This window comes from Aquimarina gracilis, assembly GCF_035285365.1.
Taxonomy (GTDB): domain Bacteria; phylum Bacteroidota; class Bacteroidia; order Flavobacteriales; family Flavobacteriaceae; genus Aquimarina; species Aquimarina gracilis.
The window spans coordinates 321,649-338,997 of sequence record NZ_JAYKLX010000007.1 but is presented as its reverse complement, the minus strand read 5'-3'; the positions used below and the strand labels follow the sequence as shown (position 1 = coordinate 338,997).

General features: G+C 34.8%; 14 protein-coding genes. 5 read left to right on the top strand and 9 right to left on the bottom strand.

Features of this window, described 5'->3' with window-relative positions:
• The 6 genes from U6A24_RS16340 to U6A24_RS16315 form a co-directional block, all read right to left on the bottom strand.
• Positions 1-396, bottom strand: coding sequence for a VOC family protein (locus U6A24_RS16340; RefSeq protein ID WP_324181062.1), 396 nt, complete (start codon positions 394-396; stop codon positions 1-3).
• 48 nt (positions 397-444) lie between these two features.
• Positions 445-834 carry an AraC family transcriptional regulator gene (locus U6A24_RS16335; protein ID WP_324181061.1) on the bottom strand — a complete coding sequence of 130 codons (390 nt, stop codon included), beginning with the start codon at positions 832-834 and terminating at the stop codon, positions 445-447.
• 108 nt (positions 835-942) lie between these two features.
• Entirely contained in the window at positions 943-2,475 is a 1,533-nt protein-coding gene (locus U6A24_RS16330; protein WP_324181060.1) for a poly(ethylene terephthalate) hydrolase family protein, read from the bottom strand.
• 49 nt (positions 2,476-2,524) lie between these two features.
• Positions 2,525-3,904, bottom strand: coding sequence for a gluzincin family metallopeptidase (locus U6A24_RS16325; protein WP_324181059.1), 1,380 nt, complete (start codon positions 3,902-3,904; stop codon positions 2,525-2,527).
• Positions 3,905-4,113: 209 nt separating this feature from the next.
• Positions 4,114-4,290: a hypothetical protein gene (locus tag U6A24_RS16320; protein WP_324181058.1), complete on the bottom strand. Its 177-nt coding sequence runs from the start codon at positions 4,288-4,290 to the stop codon at positions 4,114-4,116.
• Between the two features lie 272 nt (positions 4,291-4,562).
• A complete protein-coding gene (locus U6A24_RS16315) occupies positions 4,563-5,462 on the bottom strand; it encodes a TlpA family protein disulfide reductase (RefSeq protein ID WP_324181057.1) in 900 nt (299 codons plus the stop codon).
• A gap of 647 nt (positions 5,463-6,109) precedes the next feature.
• On the opposite strand from U6A24_RS16315, the gene U6A24_RS16310 reads away from it, so the two are divergent.
• Together U6A24_RS16310 and U6A24_RS16305 are read left to right on the top strand one after the other, a co-directional pair.
• Positions 6,110-6,838, top strand: coding sequence for a DUF6261 family protein (locus U6A24_RS16310; RefSeq protein WP_324181056.1), 729 nt, complete (start codon positions 6,110-6,112; stop codon positions 6,836-6,838).
• A 392-nt stretch (positions 6,839-7,230) separates the two neighbouring features.
• Positions 7,231-7,791, top strand: a complete 561-nt coding sequence (locus U6A24_RS16305; RefSeq protein WP_324181055.1) for a transposase — start codon at positions 7,231-7,233, stop codon at positions 7,789-7,791.
• 239 nt (positions 7,792-8,030) lie between these two features.
• On the opposite strand, the gene U6A24_RS16300 is transcribed toward U6A24_RS16305, so the two are convergent.
• Positions 8,031-9,491 carry an aminoacyl-histidine dipeptidase gene (locus tag U6A24_RS16300; protein ID WP_324181054.1) on the bottom strand — a complete coding sequence of 487 codons (1,461 nt, stop codon included), beginning with the start codon at positions 9,489-9,491 and terminating at the stop codon, positions 8,031-8,033.
• Positions 9,492-9,592: 101 nt separating this feature from the next.
• Here U6A24_RS16300 and U6A24_RS16295 point away from each other — a divergent pair, with 101 nt between their 5' ends.
• The 3 genes from U6A24_RS16295 (at position 9,593) to U6A24_RS16285 (ending at position 15,081) form a co-directional block, all read left to right on the top strand.
• Complete coding sequence (locus tag U6A24_RS16295) at positions 9,593-10,672, top strand: DUF3810 domain-containing protein (RefSeq protein ID WP_324181053.1); 1,080 nt, start codon at positions 9,593-9,595, stop codon at positions 10,670-10,672.
• A 99-nt stretch (positions 10,673-10,771) separates the two neighbouring features.
• Entirely contained in the window at positions 10,772-13,765 is a 2,994-nt protein-coding gene (locus tag U6A24_RS16290; RefSeq protein ID WP_324181052.1) for an amidohydrolase family protein, read from the top strand.
• A gap of 17 nt (positions 13,766-13,782) precedes the next feature.
• Positions 13,783-15,081 (top strand): amidohydrolase family protein, encoded by a 1,299-nt coding sequence (locus tag U6A24_RS16285; RefSeq protein WP_324181051.1) that lies wholly within the window; start codon positions 13,783-13,785, stop codon positions 15,079-15,081.
• A 37-nt stretch (positions 15,082-15,118) separates the two neighbouring features.
• On the opposite strand, the gene U6A24_RS16280 is transcribed toward U6A24_RS16285, so the two are convergent.
• Both U6A24_RS16280 and U6A24_RS16275 read right to left on the bottom strand, forming a co-directional pair.
• Positions 15,119-16,252 carry a pyridoxal-phosphate-dependent aminotransferase family protein gene (locus U6A24_RS16280; protein ID WP_324181050.1) on the bottom strand — a complete coding sequence of 378 codons (1,134 nt, stop codon included), beginning with the start codon at positions 16,250-16,252 and terminating at the stop codon, positions 15,119-15,121.
• A 269-nt stretch (positions 16,253-16,521) separates the two neighbouring features.
• Positions 16,522-17,331 carry a hypothetical protein gene (locus U6A24_RS16275; RefSeq protein WP_324181049.1) on the bottom strand — a complete coding sequence of 270 codons (810 nt, stop codon included), beginning with the start codon at positions 17,329-17,331 and terminating at the stop codon, positions 16,522-16,524.
• Positions 17,332-17,349: the final 18 nt, after the last annotated feature.

The following is a 17,349-nucleotide window of genomic DNA, read 5'->3' as shown; positions in this document are numbered from 1 at the left end:
CTATAACATTTCTACAATCTGGATATTATTACCGCAAGTGTCATTAAAAACTGCCACCTTTGCAGTACCCATTACCGTTGGTTTTACACTAAATTCAACCCCCAGTTGTATCAAACGGTCGTATTCTGTGTCTACATTATCAACATTAAACTGGGTCCATGGGATTCCGGCATCAAACAATGCTTTCTGAAAGGTTTTTGCGGGTTCAAAATGATTGGGAGCAGGTTCTAGTAATACCTCGGGGCCATCTTGTTCTTCTTCGTCAACAACGGTAAGCCATCTACTCCCCTCGCCTAGCGGAATATCAAGCTTCTTTACAAAGCCTAATTTTTTAGTATAAAATTGCAATGCTTTTTCTTGATCCCCAACAGGAACACTAACCACTCGAATCTTCATTTTTTATGTTTTTAATTAAACGATGACCCAAGTTCGTAAATTTAAATGCTATTCACTTATCGAAAATTGCCTTTTTTGATATACAGATGGTGCAACTCCAATTTTACTTTTAAACAATGCAGTAAATGAGCTATGACTCTCAAATCCTACAGCATAGCAAGTTTCTATTACCGACACTCCCTTACTTAAAAGTTCTTTAGACTTTTGTATTCGCTTTTCAGTTAAATATTGTTTTGGCGTTTGCCCATAATATCTTTTAAACAAACGTAGTAAATGAAATTTCGAAGTATACAATATCGATGAAAGTAGGTCCAGATTTAGATCTTCATTAAAATTTTGATCTATGAAATGACGCGCTTTAATCACCGTATCGAGTTGTTGCTGGTTTTTCCAACAGGTATCTTTTACTTTTTGTATTTCAAGTTGATAATAGGTCATTTTATCAATTTATCATCGTACTTATGTAAGATAATAAAAATTTCAAAGGAGTCCATCTCGAAACAATGACTCTAGTTTTTAATGTATTTTAAAGCGAATTATTAAAGGTTAGTATTTTTCCAATTGCTTTAGCTTATTAATCGCATTTTGATTTTGTGGATTTAATTCTAAAGATTTTTTAAAACTAGAAATTGCATTCTTATAATCTTTATGATGTAGATATGCTTCGGCTAAACTATCATAAAGGTTGGCCGAGTTGGGATAGATATGTAGGGCCAATAAAAACACATTGATCCCTTGTTTTGTGCGTTTGGGATCAAAAGATAATCGTAAACCCAGAGTGTTTAACATCCCTTCTTGAAGCTCGAGTTTTGGATGTTTCTTTTTTGTTTTTTGATATAAGGGAATTAAATCCTGGTAATTTTGATTGTGCGCTACATCATTAAAATCTTTGTAACCAAACTCCTTTTTAATTGGTTTTTTCATCTTTTTTGAAATCAGATCTTCTGAAAAACCATTATTCTTTGGACTGTTTTCGACAAACTCTTTTGCTTTTTTATCCTCATTTAGGAATGCTTTTAAGAACTGCAATGTATGTTCTGAAAGCAATTTATACGATTGCATGATCTTGGCATCACTTTTATCTTGTCTTTTATCCCGGTTTGCAAACAACACCCCAAATGAACTGAAATAAGAGTGCGATAAATCATTAAACCTATAACTATATGCCTTACTATATTGTAACGAGTCGTATATTTTAAATTCGTAATTCAATTCCGCCGGGATTTTTTCGGCCATTAGTACTTCTTTGGGAATCTCTTTTTGAGAAAAATGAACATAGGGAATATTAACTTTTTTAAGATCAAAATAGGCCGATTTTTCCAGCACCGCGTAGTTATATCGCTCTGTCCCATCTAAACTTACCAGCGCTTTTATATCAGGACGCTTCATAGCCGTAACAAAATTTGAAATACCCCCAAAACTAAATCCCATAAGTGCTATACGTTTGACATCTATACTTTTGTAGTTATGGATTTCTTTGAGCAAGTATTCAATATCCCTTGATTGTGTTTCCATATCTTTTGTGGTCCCTCCTTCTAACCCACGTGTAGTTGTCCCTCTTGAAGGACTTGCTATCACCACAAAACCATGACTTGCCAAATATTCGAATAACGCGAAATTCTCTATTGACGACGCCTGATAACTGGAAGCATACACAACTACAGGATACTTACCGTCTAGCCAATTGGCATTATACAATGCATGTGCCTGTTCTGGAAGATGCGCTCTGTTTTGAGGAGTGTTCCATAAATACGGAAACCAATCCAGTAAAAATGAATTGGGTAGGTGCTTCCATTCTTCCTCTTCTTTTAAAATTTCCAGATAATTCAAAACTGTGAATTGCCTTGAGATTTTATCATCTACTTGAGCAGGATACCATATGCTTACAGGAATAGGTCTATACATCAAAGTATTATTGAACTCATTTTTGATTTGATACGTTCTTGTGCTGTCAACAAGGGTATAATGTTGAAATCCTACGCTATATTCACCATGGTTTAAATTGATTTCTTTTAAAGAAGTTTGTGCATTGCTCACCCCTAGAAAAAGAACAAAGACTAAAAAGTAAGATAATCGCATCGTTTTGATATTTGTGTTACTTTGTAAAGAGGTAATCTTTTAATAATTGTTACAGTTTCTTTTTGATTTCTTCTATGATATTCTGTTTAAAATTTTTACTCGTGATAAAATTCTTTTCAAACGCTTTATAATCCTCTTTATCTATACCGCTTTTAATTGCAGATTTCTGAAAATGCTCAATAGTCAATGTCTCATCTTTGGCATATTGTAACAGAGATCTAATTACAAGATTCATTTTAACCCTACCAAATCTATCCTCAAAACATTTCAGCATCAAAGGAGCCAACACATACCTATATTTCTCTCCAATCTGATTAGTACTTTCTATTTCATTTAAGGGAACATAAATATCATCGCTCTTCAGGTAACTTAACTGCTTTGTCAAAACTTCTTTTAGGTAGTTTTTTTCGATTAAATCTTCAATGGTATTATAAGATAAGTATTCGGCAAAAGATTCTACCCAAAACCATTTTAGTTTTCCTGATGCAACATTATTTCCAAAATAATTATGCCCAAACTCATGTCCAAAATATCTAAAATGATGGTTGTAGAAGGTACCGTTTTCATCTATTAGTTTATTAAAATTCAAACCTGTAAAGGCAAATGCAGGATAGGTATTAAACCCCCAACTACTACCTTTTTTTCTTTTGTTTATGGCCTTATGATTAATTAGATAAATATGGTCTGTAAATTTAATCCCTAAGTTTTTAGAATAATTATTTTTTATTACTTCTATGTTTTCGAAAATAACTTTGGCATTCTCCTGTGTTACGTCAGTATTTAATATATAATCACCGTTGTTTTCTATAAAATCATAAGTTCCTGCAAATAAAAATAGTGGGTAAGCTTTTTTAGAAACAAAACGTGCATTGCTTTTCTTTTTAGGCGGACTCCCGTTTAAAAAAATTGTGTTACCGTCAATCAAACTGATATTCAGATCATAGGTGTAACTATTTATTAATTTATCATTTGTGATATCATAAACTACAGGATACCATTTAGTTTGTTCAGTAGCTCTAACGGTTTGATTGTTAATAGCAATTACGCCTTTGTAGTCAAATTCATTATAGTCATTGGTGTATACGGGAAAAGCGCCTAAATAGCTAACATTGATCTCTTTGAACGTCGATGTTGAATCAATTTTAAGAACATATTCTATAGCTTCACCTTTCATTTGTCCATTATAATGTCCTTCATATTTAATTAAATCATTATTGTAGTCTTTAAAATACTTGATATTCATCCCTTTATTCAAAAGGATGCTATAATCTTTTAATTTTGGCATGTTTGATAAGTTCACATTACATTTGAATACCCCAGAATTCATATTTATTTCGATATTTCCTGTAATGTGTATTTGCGCAACAATGGCATTAGACAATAGGCCTATGGACACAACTATCAAAAAGGTATAGATTCTTTTTTTCATGACACTAGTTTGTATTAAGACCTGTGATTTTGATTTTAGTTACACAAAAACTATAACAAGGGTTTTAATGCACTTCTTATCGTTTCCTATTGCGTTCTAATAAGCCACGTTAGAAAACCTAAATCAGATAAAATAAGGGGCTTGCATACTCTAATTCAAGATGAAAAATTATAGTCGTAGCGTACTATACTGCTTGTTATGGTACAAAGCTAATCTTCTATTTGATTCAGTTTATTCATTGAACAGCGGATGTATCCAAATTCATAATTTCTTTTTTTTAAACCAAGTTTGCTAAGAAAATTTTTATGATATTCTTTTCTTTTTAATTCAGTTTCTTCGCCCAGCCATTTTTCTTCAAATGGCTCACCAACAAACCTAAGATACATAGACCTCTATTCAAATACACTTGCAATGATATTTCCCATTCAGAATCAGAAATTCTACTATTTAAAAATCCAACATGACCAATTAATTCTCCGGATCGGTTTAAGTATTGATTTCCTTTGAAATCTGGAATGATTTTATTGAATTCCTTTAAGGCATACCAATATATAGTCTAAACTCGTTAAATCCAATATTTCCATTTAGATCAATATACATTACTTTATTTTATTACATATAACCGTCTCATGTATGATTTCGGTACGTGTTTAAGCAATTAATTATGCACGGTGTTGGCATTAGTTTTTTCCAGTATTTCGTCAAGCTCTTTATCGATATCATGCGATAATATTTTAACTATTTGATTATTATCATCTAAAAGAACTTGGTAAGGAACTGTATTTGTCTCAAAAAGATTATAAATTTCGTTATCTAAATCTATAAATTGTTTCCATGGAGTTCTATCATTCTTAACAGCTGTCAAGAACTTATCTTTTTCATTTTCACTATCGACTCTAATACCTATCCCGTAGAATTCAATTCCTTTATTCTTATACTTTTTATATTGGTTGTGAAATCTTTTATTAAATGACCTACAGGGAGCACACCATGTTGCCCAAAAATCTAACACTTTATATCCTTTATGTTTTAGAAGCAAATTTTGGAGTTTTATGGTGTCGTTTTCAAAGACTCTAATTAAAGAAAGTTTTTTGTCGATTAACTTGATATTTTTTAAACTATTTATTTTTTCATCCTTAGATTTTACATATTTCTGATACTCTTTAGCCGCTCTTTTTCCAATTTCAGTAGAAAAATCTTTCTCGTTAAGTTTCTTATATAATTCGTTTGGAATGTATCCAGAGTTATCTAATTTTTTCAAAACAGTTAAAATTGTATCTGTGTGTGTTTTCCCATAAGACTCAATTAATACATGAATAATATTTTCAGTAAGTGAACCTATTTCACGTGTAATCGAATCGTTTTTATCATGTCCTTGTTGGCTACTAGGATTATTAATAAAAAGCTGACTAATACTTTGTATTGAATCTAATTTTTTATTAATAATCGCAGAGAGGTCAAAATATTCTGGGGCATTACTCCTGTTTGAATTTTCATACTCTTTCTTACACCCAAAGCATATTAATACAATAAGTAGCAATGCTATTAGTTTTTTCATTTTCCTAATTTTTTAAATTTTATAAATCGAACGATCTACTTTGAGAATTGTTACTTCAATTAATGCCAACAATTGTATAAATCCAATTGGGTTTATTTCTTTTTTATTTCTGTTTGTAAATGCTTATAAACACTTACATGCATTTATAAATATATAACTTTTAATATAGTTACTTTCCAAAAATCAATAATCTCAACCAATGATTTTTACAGGTTTTCACAGTGATCCATATTTTTTCTAAAAAAAGGACACCAGTTTCAAAAAATGAAACTGGCGTGTCCTATTCTTGCTGTAAGAAATCCTAAACACGATTATAATATGCAAATCCATCCCGTGTTACTTACACTCTACCCTCGATTTTTAGATCACAGTGATGTGGCCATAAAAACACCACAAAAAATTGACTGCGCAGTGCTACAAACTAAAAATTACTACAAAATTTTGAGTATGCAGCCGTGTGGAGACAAAAACAAAGCGTGTTTTTTAGTCCACAGCACTACAGAGAGAAAATCGCATAGTAATTTTTAGTGCGCAGTTATGTGGAAACCTCATTGCAATAAAATTTTGAGTATGCACCACCGGAAAATAAAAATTACGATAGAATTTATAAAAACAACTGTTAAACATTAATTAAAATTATATTACAAATGCAAAAAATTAAAAACATCGCGTTGACAAAAACTACGCATTCCGAATTATCTGAGGTAACTAGTAATTATATCGCTATTGTCCAAAAACACCTTTGTGACAATACGTTTATTATAAACATCACCAAGGTGATTCAACCTAAATTAGAAGACTTACGCAGTGCCCTGGCGGCTGTAAGAACCAACAGTCTTATTGAAGAAGTAACGCAATTAGACCAGGTTCGTGATGATGCTTTTATCTTGTTTAGAGATATGATACAGGCCTACGAAAAAACCGACGAGCCTGAAGAAAAAGAAGCCTATACCCAATTATGGAATGTTATCGAAAAAGTAGGCACTACCGTGTATAGAGAAGGCCTTCTAGAACAATCGGGGCGATTAGAAACCTTGTTTCAGGAAATGGATAAAGAAGCATATCAATCTGCACTTACCGTATTGGGTATCACAAATAGGTATATCAAACTAAAAACCGCTGAGCAAAAGTTTAAAGTAGTATATACCGAGCGCCTGGAAGAGGATACCAAAAAGAATTACCCTACCATTAACGAAGCCCGAAGAGCGCTAACTCCGCTAGTTAATGACCTGATTCCCACGTTACGTAATGTAGTACTCACCACAGACCCTACTACCAACCCAGATTGGATAGCACTTATCAATGAGCAAACCGATACTATAATGGCACAAGTGGCGGCAAGAAGAACGAGAAAAGAGAATGAGGAAATAATGTAGTATTGAAAACTGTTTAGTTTATCACACCCTAAGGGTTTTGAAAACATACCCCAAGGGTTTTGAAAACCCTTGGGGTGTAATTTTAATTTAGTAAAACAAAAGATAACACTCGACCACCATGAAATACCAAACTTTAACTCCGGATGCTTATTTTCATATTGATAATCGAGGGTTTTGAAAACCCTTGGGGTGTAATTTTAATTTAGTAAAACAAAAAATCACACCCAACCACCATGAAATACCAAACTTTAACTCCGGATGCTTATTTTCATATTGATAATCGAGGGGTTTGGAAACACACCCTAAGGGTTTTGAAAACCTACCCCAAGGGTTTTGAAAACCCTTGGGGTGTAATTTTAATTTAGTAAAACAAAAGATAACACCCAACCACCATGAAATACCAAACTTTAACTCCGGATGCTTATTTTCATATCTATAATCGTGGAAATAATAAGGAAGATATTTTTAAAGAAAAACGTAATTACAACTATTTCTTGACACTGCTTGAAAAACATATTCTCGAAGTCTGCGATATCTATGCCTATTGTCTTCTAAAAAATCATTTTCACCTAGTGGTCAAAACAAAACCCAACTATACCGAAAAGTTTATTTCGACAAAATTTTCTAACCTATTTAATGCCTATTCCAAAGCCATAAACAAGGGATATAACCGAGAAGGAAGTTTGTTTAGAAATCCATTTTCCAGAAAAAAGATTGGAAATGAAAACTATCTAAAACAATTAATAATTTATACCCATGTTAATCCTGAGCATCATGGAATGGTAGACGATTTTAGAACATATCCGCACTCATCCTATGCTAGTTATTTATCAAACAAACCTTCAAAGTTAAAGAGAGCATTTATACTTTCGTTATTTGATGATATTTCTAATTTTAAACATGCCCATTTGGATAAAAGAATAAAACTAAAAGACGATTTAATGTTGGAGTAAATCTTCGTTGCATAATTAACACCCTAAGGGTTTTGTAAACCCTTAGGGTGTTCATATTAATAAATTTCTTTATTTGATGATGTCTTTAATTTTGAACTTGCCTATTTAGATAATAAATGAAAAAAATCTAATGATAAAGTAGAACCTCGTTACATACTTAACACCTCAAGATTTTTAACGTTTTAACAAAACACCCCAAGGGTTTTGTAAACCCTTGGGGTGTGGAATATTAATAACAACTACTTCTTCGGTATTTCCTTTAAGATCTCCAGTACAAACTTCCAGTATTTTTGAGCCGATGAGATACTAGCACGCTCATCGGGCGAGTGTGCTCCCAAAATAGTGGGTCCAAACGAGATCATATCCATATTAGGATAATTTTGGCCCAGGATTCCGCATTCTAATCCTGCATGGCAAGCCGCTACATGTGCTTTTTCTCCGTTTAGCTTTTCATACAAGGCATCCATTACTTTAAGAATTGGCGAATCCATATTGGGCGCCCACCCTGGATAATCGCCACTAGTAGTGACTTCACAACCAGTAAGCTCAAAAGTAGCACGTAGTTTATTGACCAAATCCATTTTTGAAGATTCTACACTACTACGTGTAAGACATTCAATGATTACCTCTCCATTTTCAATAGTAACCTTGGCAATGTTATTCGATGTTTCTACCAAATCGGGTATCGAGGCACTCATGGTATATACTCCATTATGTGATGCGTAGATAGCCTTTAGTACACCTTCTTGTACCCCTAGTTCCATAACTGTATTCGGAGTATCAATTTTAGTAATTTCGATAACAAGGTTTGGATCTTGAATCGACAATTCTTTTTTAATAGTATCGGTTATGGCTTTCATTTCAAATTCAAACGCTTCTTCCTGAATCGTATCAATCACTATGGTAGCAAAACTTTCTCTGGGAATTGCATTTCTCAAACTTCCACCTTTGATTTGGTGGATGCGTAATCCAAAATTTTCGAATCCATCAAACAACAGGCGATTCATAATCTTATTAGCATTACCCAATCCCTTATGGATATCCATCCCAGAATGTCCACCATTAAGTCCAATCACCGCAATGGTATATCCCACTTTCCCTTCGGGTACAGTTTCTTCATTATACGTTCGCTTGGCCGTTACATCGATCCCTCCGGCACATCCCACTCCTATCTCGTCATCTTCTTCGGTATCCAGGTTTAACAAAATATCGCCTTGCAACCAACCACCTTCAAGGCCCATCGCTCCGGTCATTCCGGTTTCTTCATCGATCGTAAACAAAGCTTCTATAGCAGGGTGTTCAATATCCTTGGACTCAAGAATAGCCATAATCGTCGCTACTCCTAATCCATTATCAGCTCCCAAAGTAGTTCCTTTGGCGCGCACCCAATCGCCATCCACATACATTTCGATCCCCTGCGTATCAAAATCAAAATTGGTATCGGCATTTTTTTGGTGTACCATATCCAAATGTGATTGCATCACTACTGTTTTATGACCTTCCATACCGGGGGTTGCCGGTTTTTTGATCAACACATTTCCTACTTTATCTGTTTCGGTAACCAAACCATGAGATGCGCCAAAATCTTCCATAAATTTGATCACCCGTTCTTCTTTTTTCGAAGGTCTGGGTACTGCATTAAGGTCGGCAAACTTGTTCCAAAGTACTTTGGGTTCTAAATTTCGTATTTCTGAATTCATATTCTGTATTGTGTTTTCGCAAATGTACTATATTATGATAACCTTAATTCAAATGAAATATTAAATGTTGTAGTTTTGTCTGGGTAACTTATATTTATCGCATGCAATCCAAAACAAAGCTATTTCTTACCATATTATTACCAGTTCAAATACTACTGATTAAAATCATTTCTTTGTTTCCAGAGTTTGTAGAACATTTCTATAGTAATGGTATTTTTATCTTTACCTCAAAAGTGTTGCGGCATGTATTTGGTTGGATCCCCTTTTCATTTGGTGATATTTTATATGCAATATTAATTATAGGAGTACTGCGTTTTTTATTTAAAAAGGTCTTTCGCAAAGGAGTTGCTTGGAAAGAAGTACTACTGGATATAGGTGCAACATTATCTGTGATCTATGCGTGTTTTCATATGCTGTGGGGAATGAATTATTATAGGTTACCACTACATGAAATTTTGAAAATTGACGATGAATATACGCAGGAAGAACTTATTCAAGTTTCTGAAGCTCTCATCGACAAAGCCAATGCATTACATTTACAACTTGAATCGAATGATTCATTGTCGGTAAAAATACCTTATTCTAAAAAGGAAATTTTTGAAAAAACGGTCCCCGCTTACGAAAAACTAAATGGACTTTTTCCAGAGTTACATTATCACCCAAAGAGCATTAAAAAGTCTCTTTTGAGTTTACCACTTACCTATATGGGGTTTAGTGGATATTTAAATCCTATAACCAACGAAGCTCAGGTCAACGGATTAATTCTAAACTACAAAGCACCGACTACCAGCTGCCATGAAGAGGCGCATCAACTAGGGTTTGCCAAAGAAAACGAAGCCAACTTTATTGCAGCGCTAACTACTATGAAATATGATGATCTTTATTTCAACTATAGCGGAGCGACATTTGCACTACGTTTTTGTTTAAATGACCTATACACCCGTAATGAGCAAAAAGCCCTCTGTCTGCTTGAAGAACTAAGACCTGGAATACGAAAAAATTATCGCGAAGTAAATGAGTTTTGGGAGTCTTATGAAAATCCCCTCGAGCCTATTTTTAAAGGAACTTATGATAGCTATTTAAAGGTAAATAATCAACCCGACGGTATGGAAACCTATAGCTATGTTGTCGCGTTATTGGTTAATTATTATAAAGTTAATCCCCGAGTGTTTCAACAATAGTTTCCAATTGGAACCTAGTTGTTAAATTATTGCTAATTAACACCCTTTTTTTGCTTCAACTACTATCTTTAAAACCTATATACACATTACACAACTTTTATGAAAAAACTTCTATTATCACTTATAGTGGTATGTTGGAGTTTTGACTTTTATGCACAGGAATATTTTCCGAAAAATGACGGAGTCAAAACGACAGATACTAACTATACAGTATTCAAAAATGCGACGATTCACACAACCCCAGATTCAGAAATCAAAAACGGGACTTTAATTATTCAAAAGGGTAAAATTATTGAAGTAGGTAGTTCTCTATCTATTCCGCAAAATAGTGTAGTCATTGACCTTAAAGGGAAACACATTTATGCATCTTTCATTGATCCATTTACCAATTTTGGTATAAAAAAACCAAAAAAACAAGGAGGTAGTATTTTCGCTCCTGGCGCACAACCACAATGGAAAGCATCCCGAGAAGGATACTACTGGAATGATCACATTAGACCAGAAAATAGTGCTCTTACAGACTTCAAATACGATGATAAAAAAGCTACTGAATATATCAAGGAAGGTTTTGGCGTTTTAAATACGCACATGCCAGATGGTATTATACGAGGTACCGGACTATTGGTCGCCCTTAATAATGAAGCAACTGAAGGCGAACGTTTATTAAGCGATAGATCTTCTCAATTTTTATCTTTTGAAAAAAGCAATAAAAGTAAGCAGGTGTATCCTACCTCTTTAATGGGAGCGATGGCTTTGCTTAGACAAGTGTATCATGACTCTAAGTGGTACGCTAGTGGAAACGCAAATAGTAAAGATTTATCACTTGAAGCTTTAGAAAGAAACAAAAATCTCCCTCAAATTTTTGAGGCCGGAAGCCGAATAAATGGTTTTAGAGCCGATAAAATAGGAGATCAATTTAATATCCAGTATACCATTGTTGGTGGTGGTGACGAGTACGCCCGCATCAATAATGTAAAAGCTACAAATGCCACATATATTATTCCCCTGGATTTTCCAGAGGCCTATGATGTATCCGATCCATATATGGTAAAAATGGTAAGTCTTGGTGACATGCGCCATTGGAACCAGGCGCCTACCAATCCGGCAGTATTAGCAAGAAATAGCGTTTCTTTTTCTTTAACGACATATAAGCTTAAGAAAGTTGCCGATTTAAAAGCCCGATTAATGAAAGCCATCGAGCATGGATTAGATAAAAAGACTGCTCTTGCTTCGTTAACTACTATTCCTGCTAAAATTTTAGGAAAAAGTAATGAATTAGGAAGTTTGAAAAAAGGGTCTTATGCTAATTTTCTGATAACAAAAGACGAATTATTTTCCAAAGATAATGTCATTTACGAGAATTGGGTGCAGGGTCACAAGAATATCATAAATGATATGAATACCAAAGATATTGGTGGAGATTATGAACTTACCGTAGCTGGAAAAACGTATGATCTATCCATTTCTGGAAAACCAAATAAACCTAAAGCCGAAGTAAAACTTGGCGAAACAAAACTAGGATCCAAAATAAACTACCAAAACGATTGGATCACAATTACATTTACAGATGCAGACACCACAAAGACCAAGTATACCAGGGTGGTTGCCGCTTTAGGGGATTCTCCAAATTTTTTAAAAGGAAAGGCTATTTTACCCAACGGGGCCGAAACCACATTTACAGCAAAAAAGAAACCCAAAGAAGCTTCTGAAGAAAAGAAAAAAGAAAAACCTTCAGATAAAAAAGAAAAACCCGAAGTATTGCCGATTAGCTATCCAAATATAGCTTATGGAAATGCAAAACTACCAAAAGCAGAAACCGTTTTGTTTAAAAATGCTACGGTTTGGACCAATGAATCCAATGGTATTCAAAGTGAAACAGATGTTTTAGTCAAGAATGGAAAAATTTCTGCAGTTGGTAAGAATCTTAGTGCGGGGAATGCCAAAGTAATCGATGCCACGGGAAAACACCTCACTCCAGGTATTATTGATGAACACTCTCATATTGCTGCCGCAGCAATTAACGAAGCAGGCCACAACTCTTCTGCCGAAGTTACTATTGAAGATGTTGTTTCTCCAGATGATATTAACATTTACCGAAATCTTGCAGGAGGCGTAACCTCAATACAAATTCTGCATGGATCTGCAAACCCAATTGGTGGACGATCTGCCATCATAAAACTAAAGTGGGGAGAAAATGCCGAAAATCTTATCTACGATAATTCTCCTAAGTTCATAAAATTTGCTCTTGGCGAAAATGTAAAACAAAGCAACTGGGGAAGCACTACTCGTTTTCCACAGACTAGAATGGGGGTTGAACAAGTATTTACGGATTATTTCAGTAGAGCTAAAGCATACGAAAAGCAGAAAAACAGCGGCAAACCTTTCCGAAAGGACATCGAAATGGAAACCATTCTTGAAATTCTTAATGGTCAACGTTTTATAAGTTGTCATTCTTATGTACAAAGTGAAATTAATATGCTCATGAAAGTAGCTGAAAAGTTTAACTTTAAAGTTAATACTTTTACACACATTCTTGAAGGATATAAAGTAGCAGATAAAATGGCTGTTCACGGTGTTGGAGGCTCCACTTTTTCTGACTGGTGGGCATACAAATACGAAGTAAATGACGCTATCCCGTATAATGCCGCTATTATGCACAACCAAGGTGTTGTTACCGCAATAAATAGTGATGATCCTGAAATGTCTCGTCGTCTTAATCAGGAAGCTGCCAAATCGGTAAAATATGGCGGGGTGAGTGAAGAAGACGCTTTAAAGTTTGTCACTTTAAATCCAGCTAAGCTATTACATATTGATGATAGAGTAGGAAGTATAAAAGTAGGTAAAGATGCAGATCTAGTATTATGGACAGACCATCCATTATCTATTTATGCCAAAGCAGAAACCACAATGATCGAGGGTGCTATTTATTTTGATCTTGCAAAAGACAAAGCAATGAGAAAAACTATAGCTTCAGAAAAAAACAAACTCTCGACCATGATGCTTAAAGCGAAAAATAGTGGCCTAAAAACGCAGCCTCCAAAGAAAAAAGAAAAGCAACATTTTGAGTGTGAAACCTTACAGTCTGCTTACTAATTCATAAGAAATACGAAATGAAAAAAATAATATTCATAATAACACTATTTGTCTTCTATACAGGAAAGACATGGGGACAACAAACTCCTGCTCCTGCCCAAAGTGAAGCAATAACTATTACCGGAGCAACAGCTCATATTGGTAATGGACAAGTAATCGAAAATAGTATTATCATTTTTGAAAATGGTAAAATAACTGCTGTAGGTGCAAGTGGAAGTGCCTCGCCGAAAGGAAAAGTTATAGATGCCACCGGAAAACATGTATATCCAGGTTTTATCGCGCCTAATTCTACATTAGGTCTTGTAGAAATAGCTGCTGTTCGTGCCACAGATGATGATAGCGAAATTGGAAGTTACAATCCGCACATACGAAGTATTATTGCCTATAATGCCGAAAGTAAAATTATAGAAAGTATGCGTCCAAATGGTGTGCTTATGGCCCAGGTCACTCCTAGAGGAGGAATGATTTCTGGAACCTCATCGATTGTACAACTGGATGCCTGGAACTGGGAAGATGCTGCAATCAAATTAGATGATGGCATTCATCTAAATTGGCCAAATCCTTTTACACGTGGAAGATGGTGGTTAGGAGAAGATCCAGGCTTTAAACCCAACAAAAAATATCACGAACAAGTTACCAAATTGGCAGACTTCTTCGATCAGGCAAACGCTTCAATGAAGTCAAATGAAATTGCAGGCAAACTACCTCATAAAGCCATGAAAGGTTCCTTTGATGGATCGCAACGTCTATTTGTACATGTAAGTGCCGAAAAAGCAATTTTGGATGTACTTGCTTTTGCAAAAAAGCAAAAAATCCAAAAAATCGTATTAGTACATGCCGACGAGGCTTATAAAGTAGCAGCACAACTTAAAAGTAATAACATCCCGGTATTACTAACAAGAACCCATACTACTCCCAATTATGAGGACAGCGATTATGACCAACCCTATAAAAATGCAAAACTACTCATAGATGCAGGTGTATTGGTTGGATTGGAAAACAGTGGTCAAATGGAACGTGCCAATGCTCGTAATTTACCATTTCAGGCAGGAACTGTTGCGGCCCATGGATTAGATAGAGAAAAAGCGCTACAGCTTATTACTGAAAATAGCGCCAAAATTCTCGGAATTGATGATATCGTGGGAACTTTGGAAGTTGGTAAAGATGCAACGCTATTCATAAGTGTTGGTGATGCTTTAGATATGCGTACCAATCAATTAGAAAAAGCTTTTATCCAAGGACGTGATATAAGTTTAGAAACGCATCAAACCAAACTTTGGAAACGGTATAGCAATAAGTATAGTTCTAAACAATAGGAAAAAACCCGCTAAGAAATCTTAGCGGGTTTTTTATTTATCGTTTAAATTCTTTTATGTCCTCTAGGGCACTTGTAAGCATGTTTACATGATTTAGGGTACAACTTTCTCCCATGATTCCTATCCTCCATATTTTACCAGCAAAAGCGCCAAGCCCTCCTCCTACTTCAATATTATAATCATTTAACAACTTACTTCTTATCAGGGCTTCATCATTCCCTTCAGGTAGAAAAACGGAATTCAGATTAGGTAATCTATACTGTTTTTCAACCAAATATCTGAACCCAAGGTTTTCTAATTTTTCTTTTAAAACCTGATGTACTTCTTGGTGTCTTTTCCAACGATTTTCCAATCCTTCCTCTAAAACAATTCGTAAAGACTCTCTTAGAGCATACACCGAAGATACCGGTGCTGTATGATGATACGCACGTTTTGCGCCTCCCCAATAATTCTTTACAAGACTCAGGTCAAGAAACCAGCTCTGTACTTTTGTTTTTCTGTTTTCTAGTGCTTTTACTGCCCTATCGGAAAAACTCACGGGTGAAAGTCCTGGAGGCGCACTTAAACACTTTTGTGTACCTGTATAAATAGCATCAATACCCCATTCGTCAACTTTTAACTCCATACCACAATAGGAAGTTACTGCATCTACCATTAATAATCCCCCAGCATTATGCACCAAATCGCTTATTTCCTTTAATGGTTGTAAAGCTCCTGTAGAAGTCTCGGCATGCACGAGAGCCACCAATTTTGGTTTTGGGCAAATGTCTAGTGCTTTTTTAACATCTTCTTTGGTCACTACAGTTCCCCACTCTTTTTCAATCCTGTGCACTGTTGCTCCACATCGCTCTGCAATATCAACCATTCTACCACCAAAAACTCCATTGATACAAATAATAGCTTCATCACCAGGTTCTAACAAATTCACCAAACAGGTTTCCATACCTGCACTACCAGGAGCTGATACTACAAAAGTTAGATGATTTTTTGTAATAAATGTTTCTTGCACCATGGTTTTGACCTCGTCCATAATAGTTACAAACTCTGGATCCAGGTGACCTATTAAAGGGGTAGCCATTGCTTTGAGTACTCTTGGATGCGCATCAGACGGTCCAGGTCCCATCAAAACTCTTGTGCTAGTGTTAAGCTCGTTATACATTGTATATTTCATGTTTGTTAGTTACTATATCGTTTTCGTAAATCCTACAAATGAAAATCATAAAATTAGATAATTTTTGGAGTTTAACTTTTCGAGATTGATTCCATTTTTGATCGAAACCAGCTCAAAATTGAGAATTCTATAATTCTTGCCACAAATTCTGCAAAGAAATTGTCAAATTAAAAAAAGTATACCCGAATTTTTATCGAAAAAATTCTCTTTGCCCATCAAAAAAACCCGATATCTAAGTAATACCGGGTTTCATAAAAATTGACGTTGTGCTAAAGTGTTTTCTTTATTTCTTCAGCTGGTTTCTTAAACAGTAAAGATGAAGTTTTTTCTTCACTAACCGTAATATTCACAAAATTTCTTTCGCTTTTAACTTCGCCCACAACTCCATCCTGATACTTTCGCCATTTTAGGGTTTTAGGAAGCAAGAGTCCATTTACTTTGTCCCAATCTGAATATTCAATCAGACTTATTTTTTCACTACTTTCTTTGCTAAAAAATGTAACGGTATAACCTAAATATTTCATTTGCTGCGAATCTTTATCAAAGTAAATAAAATAGTTGTCCTTTGGAGAATCTCCTACTCCGTCACCATAAGAAATTTTATACCCGGGATACACTATTTCCCCAACTTTAAGATCATCAGCTTTTTCGTAAGAAATCCCATCATCTCCCAAAACAAAGGGCATCGCATAAAAATAAAACATCAAGTTATGATAAAAACGAGGGTTTCCCTTGAAATATGCAGAATCCTGAACCAACCATGCATCATTACCATCGAAACCTAATACAAACTTATTAGTTTCGATTCGGGCGTGACGAGTTTTAAGATCTGTGATGTGTGTTTCATTTCCTTCGGGATTACTTAATTCAAAGGTCAACGTGTTCATCTGATCAAACTTCTGTATACCTCCGTGTGCCTTAAAGACGGCTGTAATATCTTTTGGAAAATTTTTGGATCGATCAGGAATAGTCTGCTCTTGAGCATTTTCTTTGACTATAGATTCTTTGTTTGATTTGGTTTCTTGTTTACATGCTATAAAAGATGAAACTACAAAAACCAGTAGGGTTAGTTTTTTCATGAGTAAGATTATATTGAT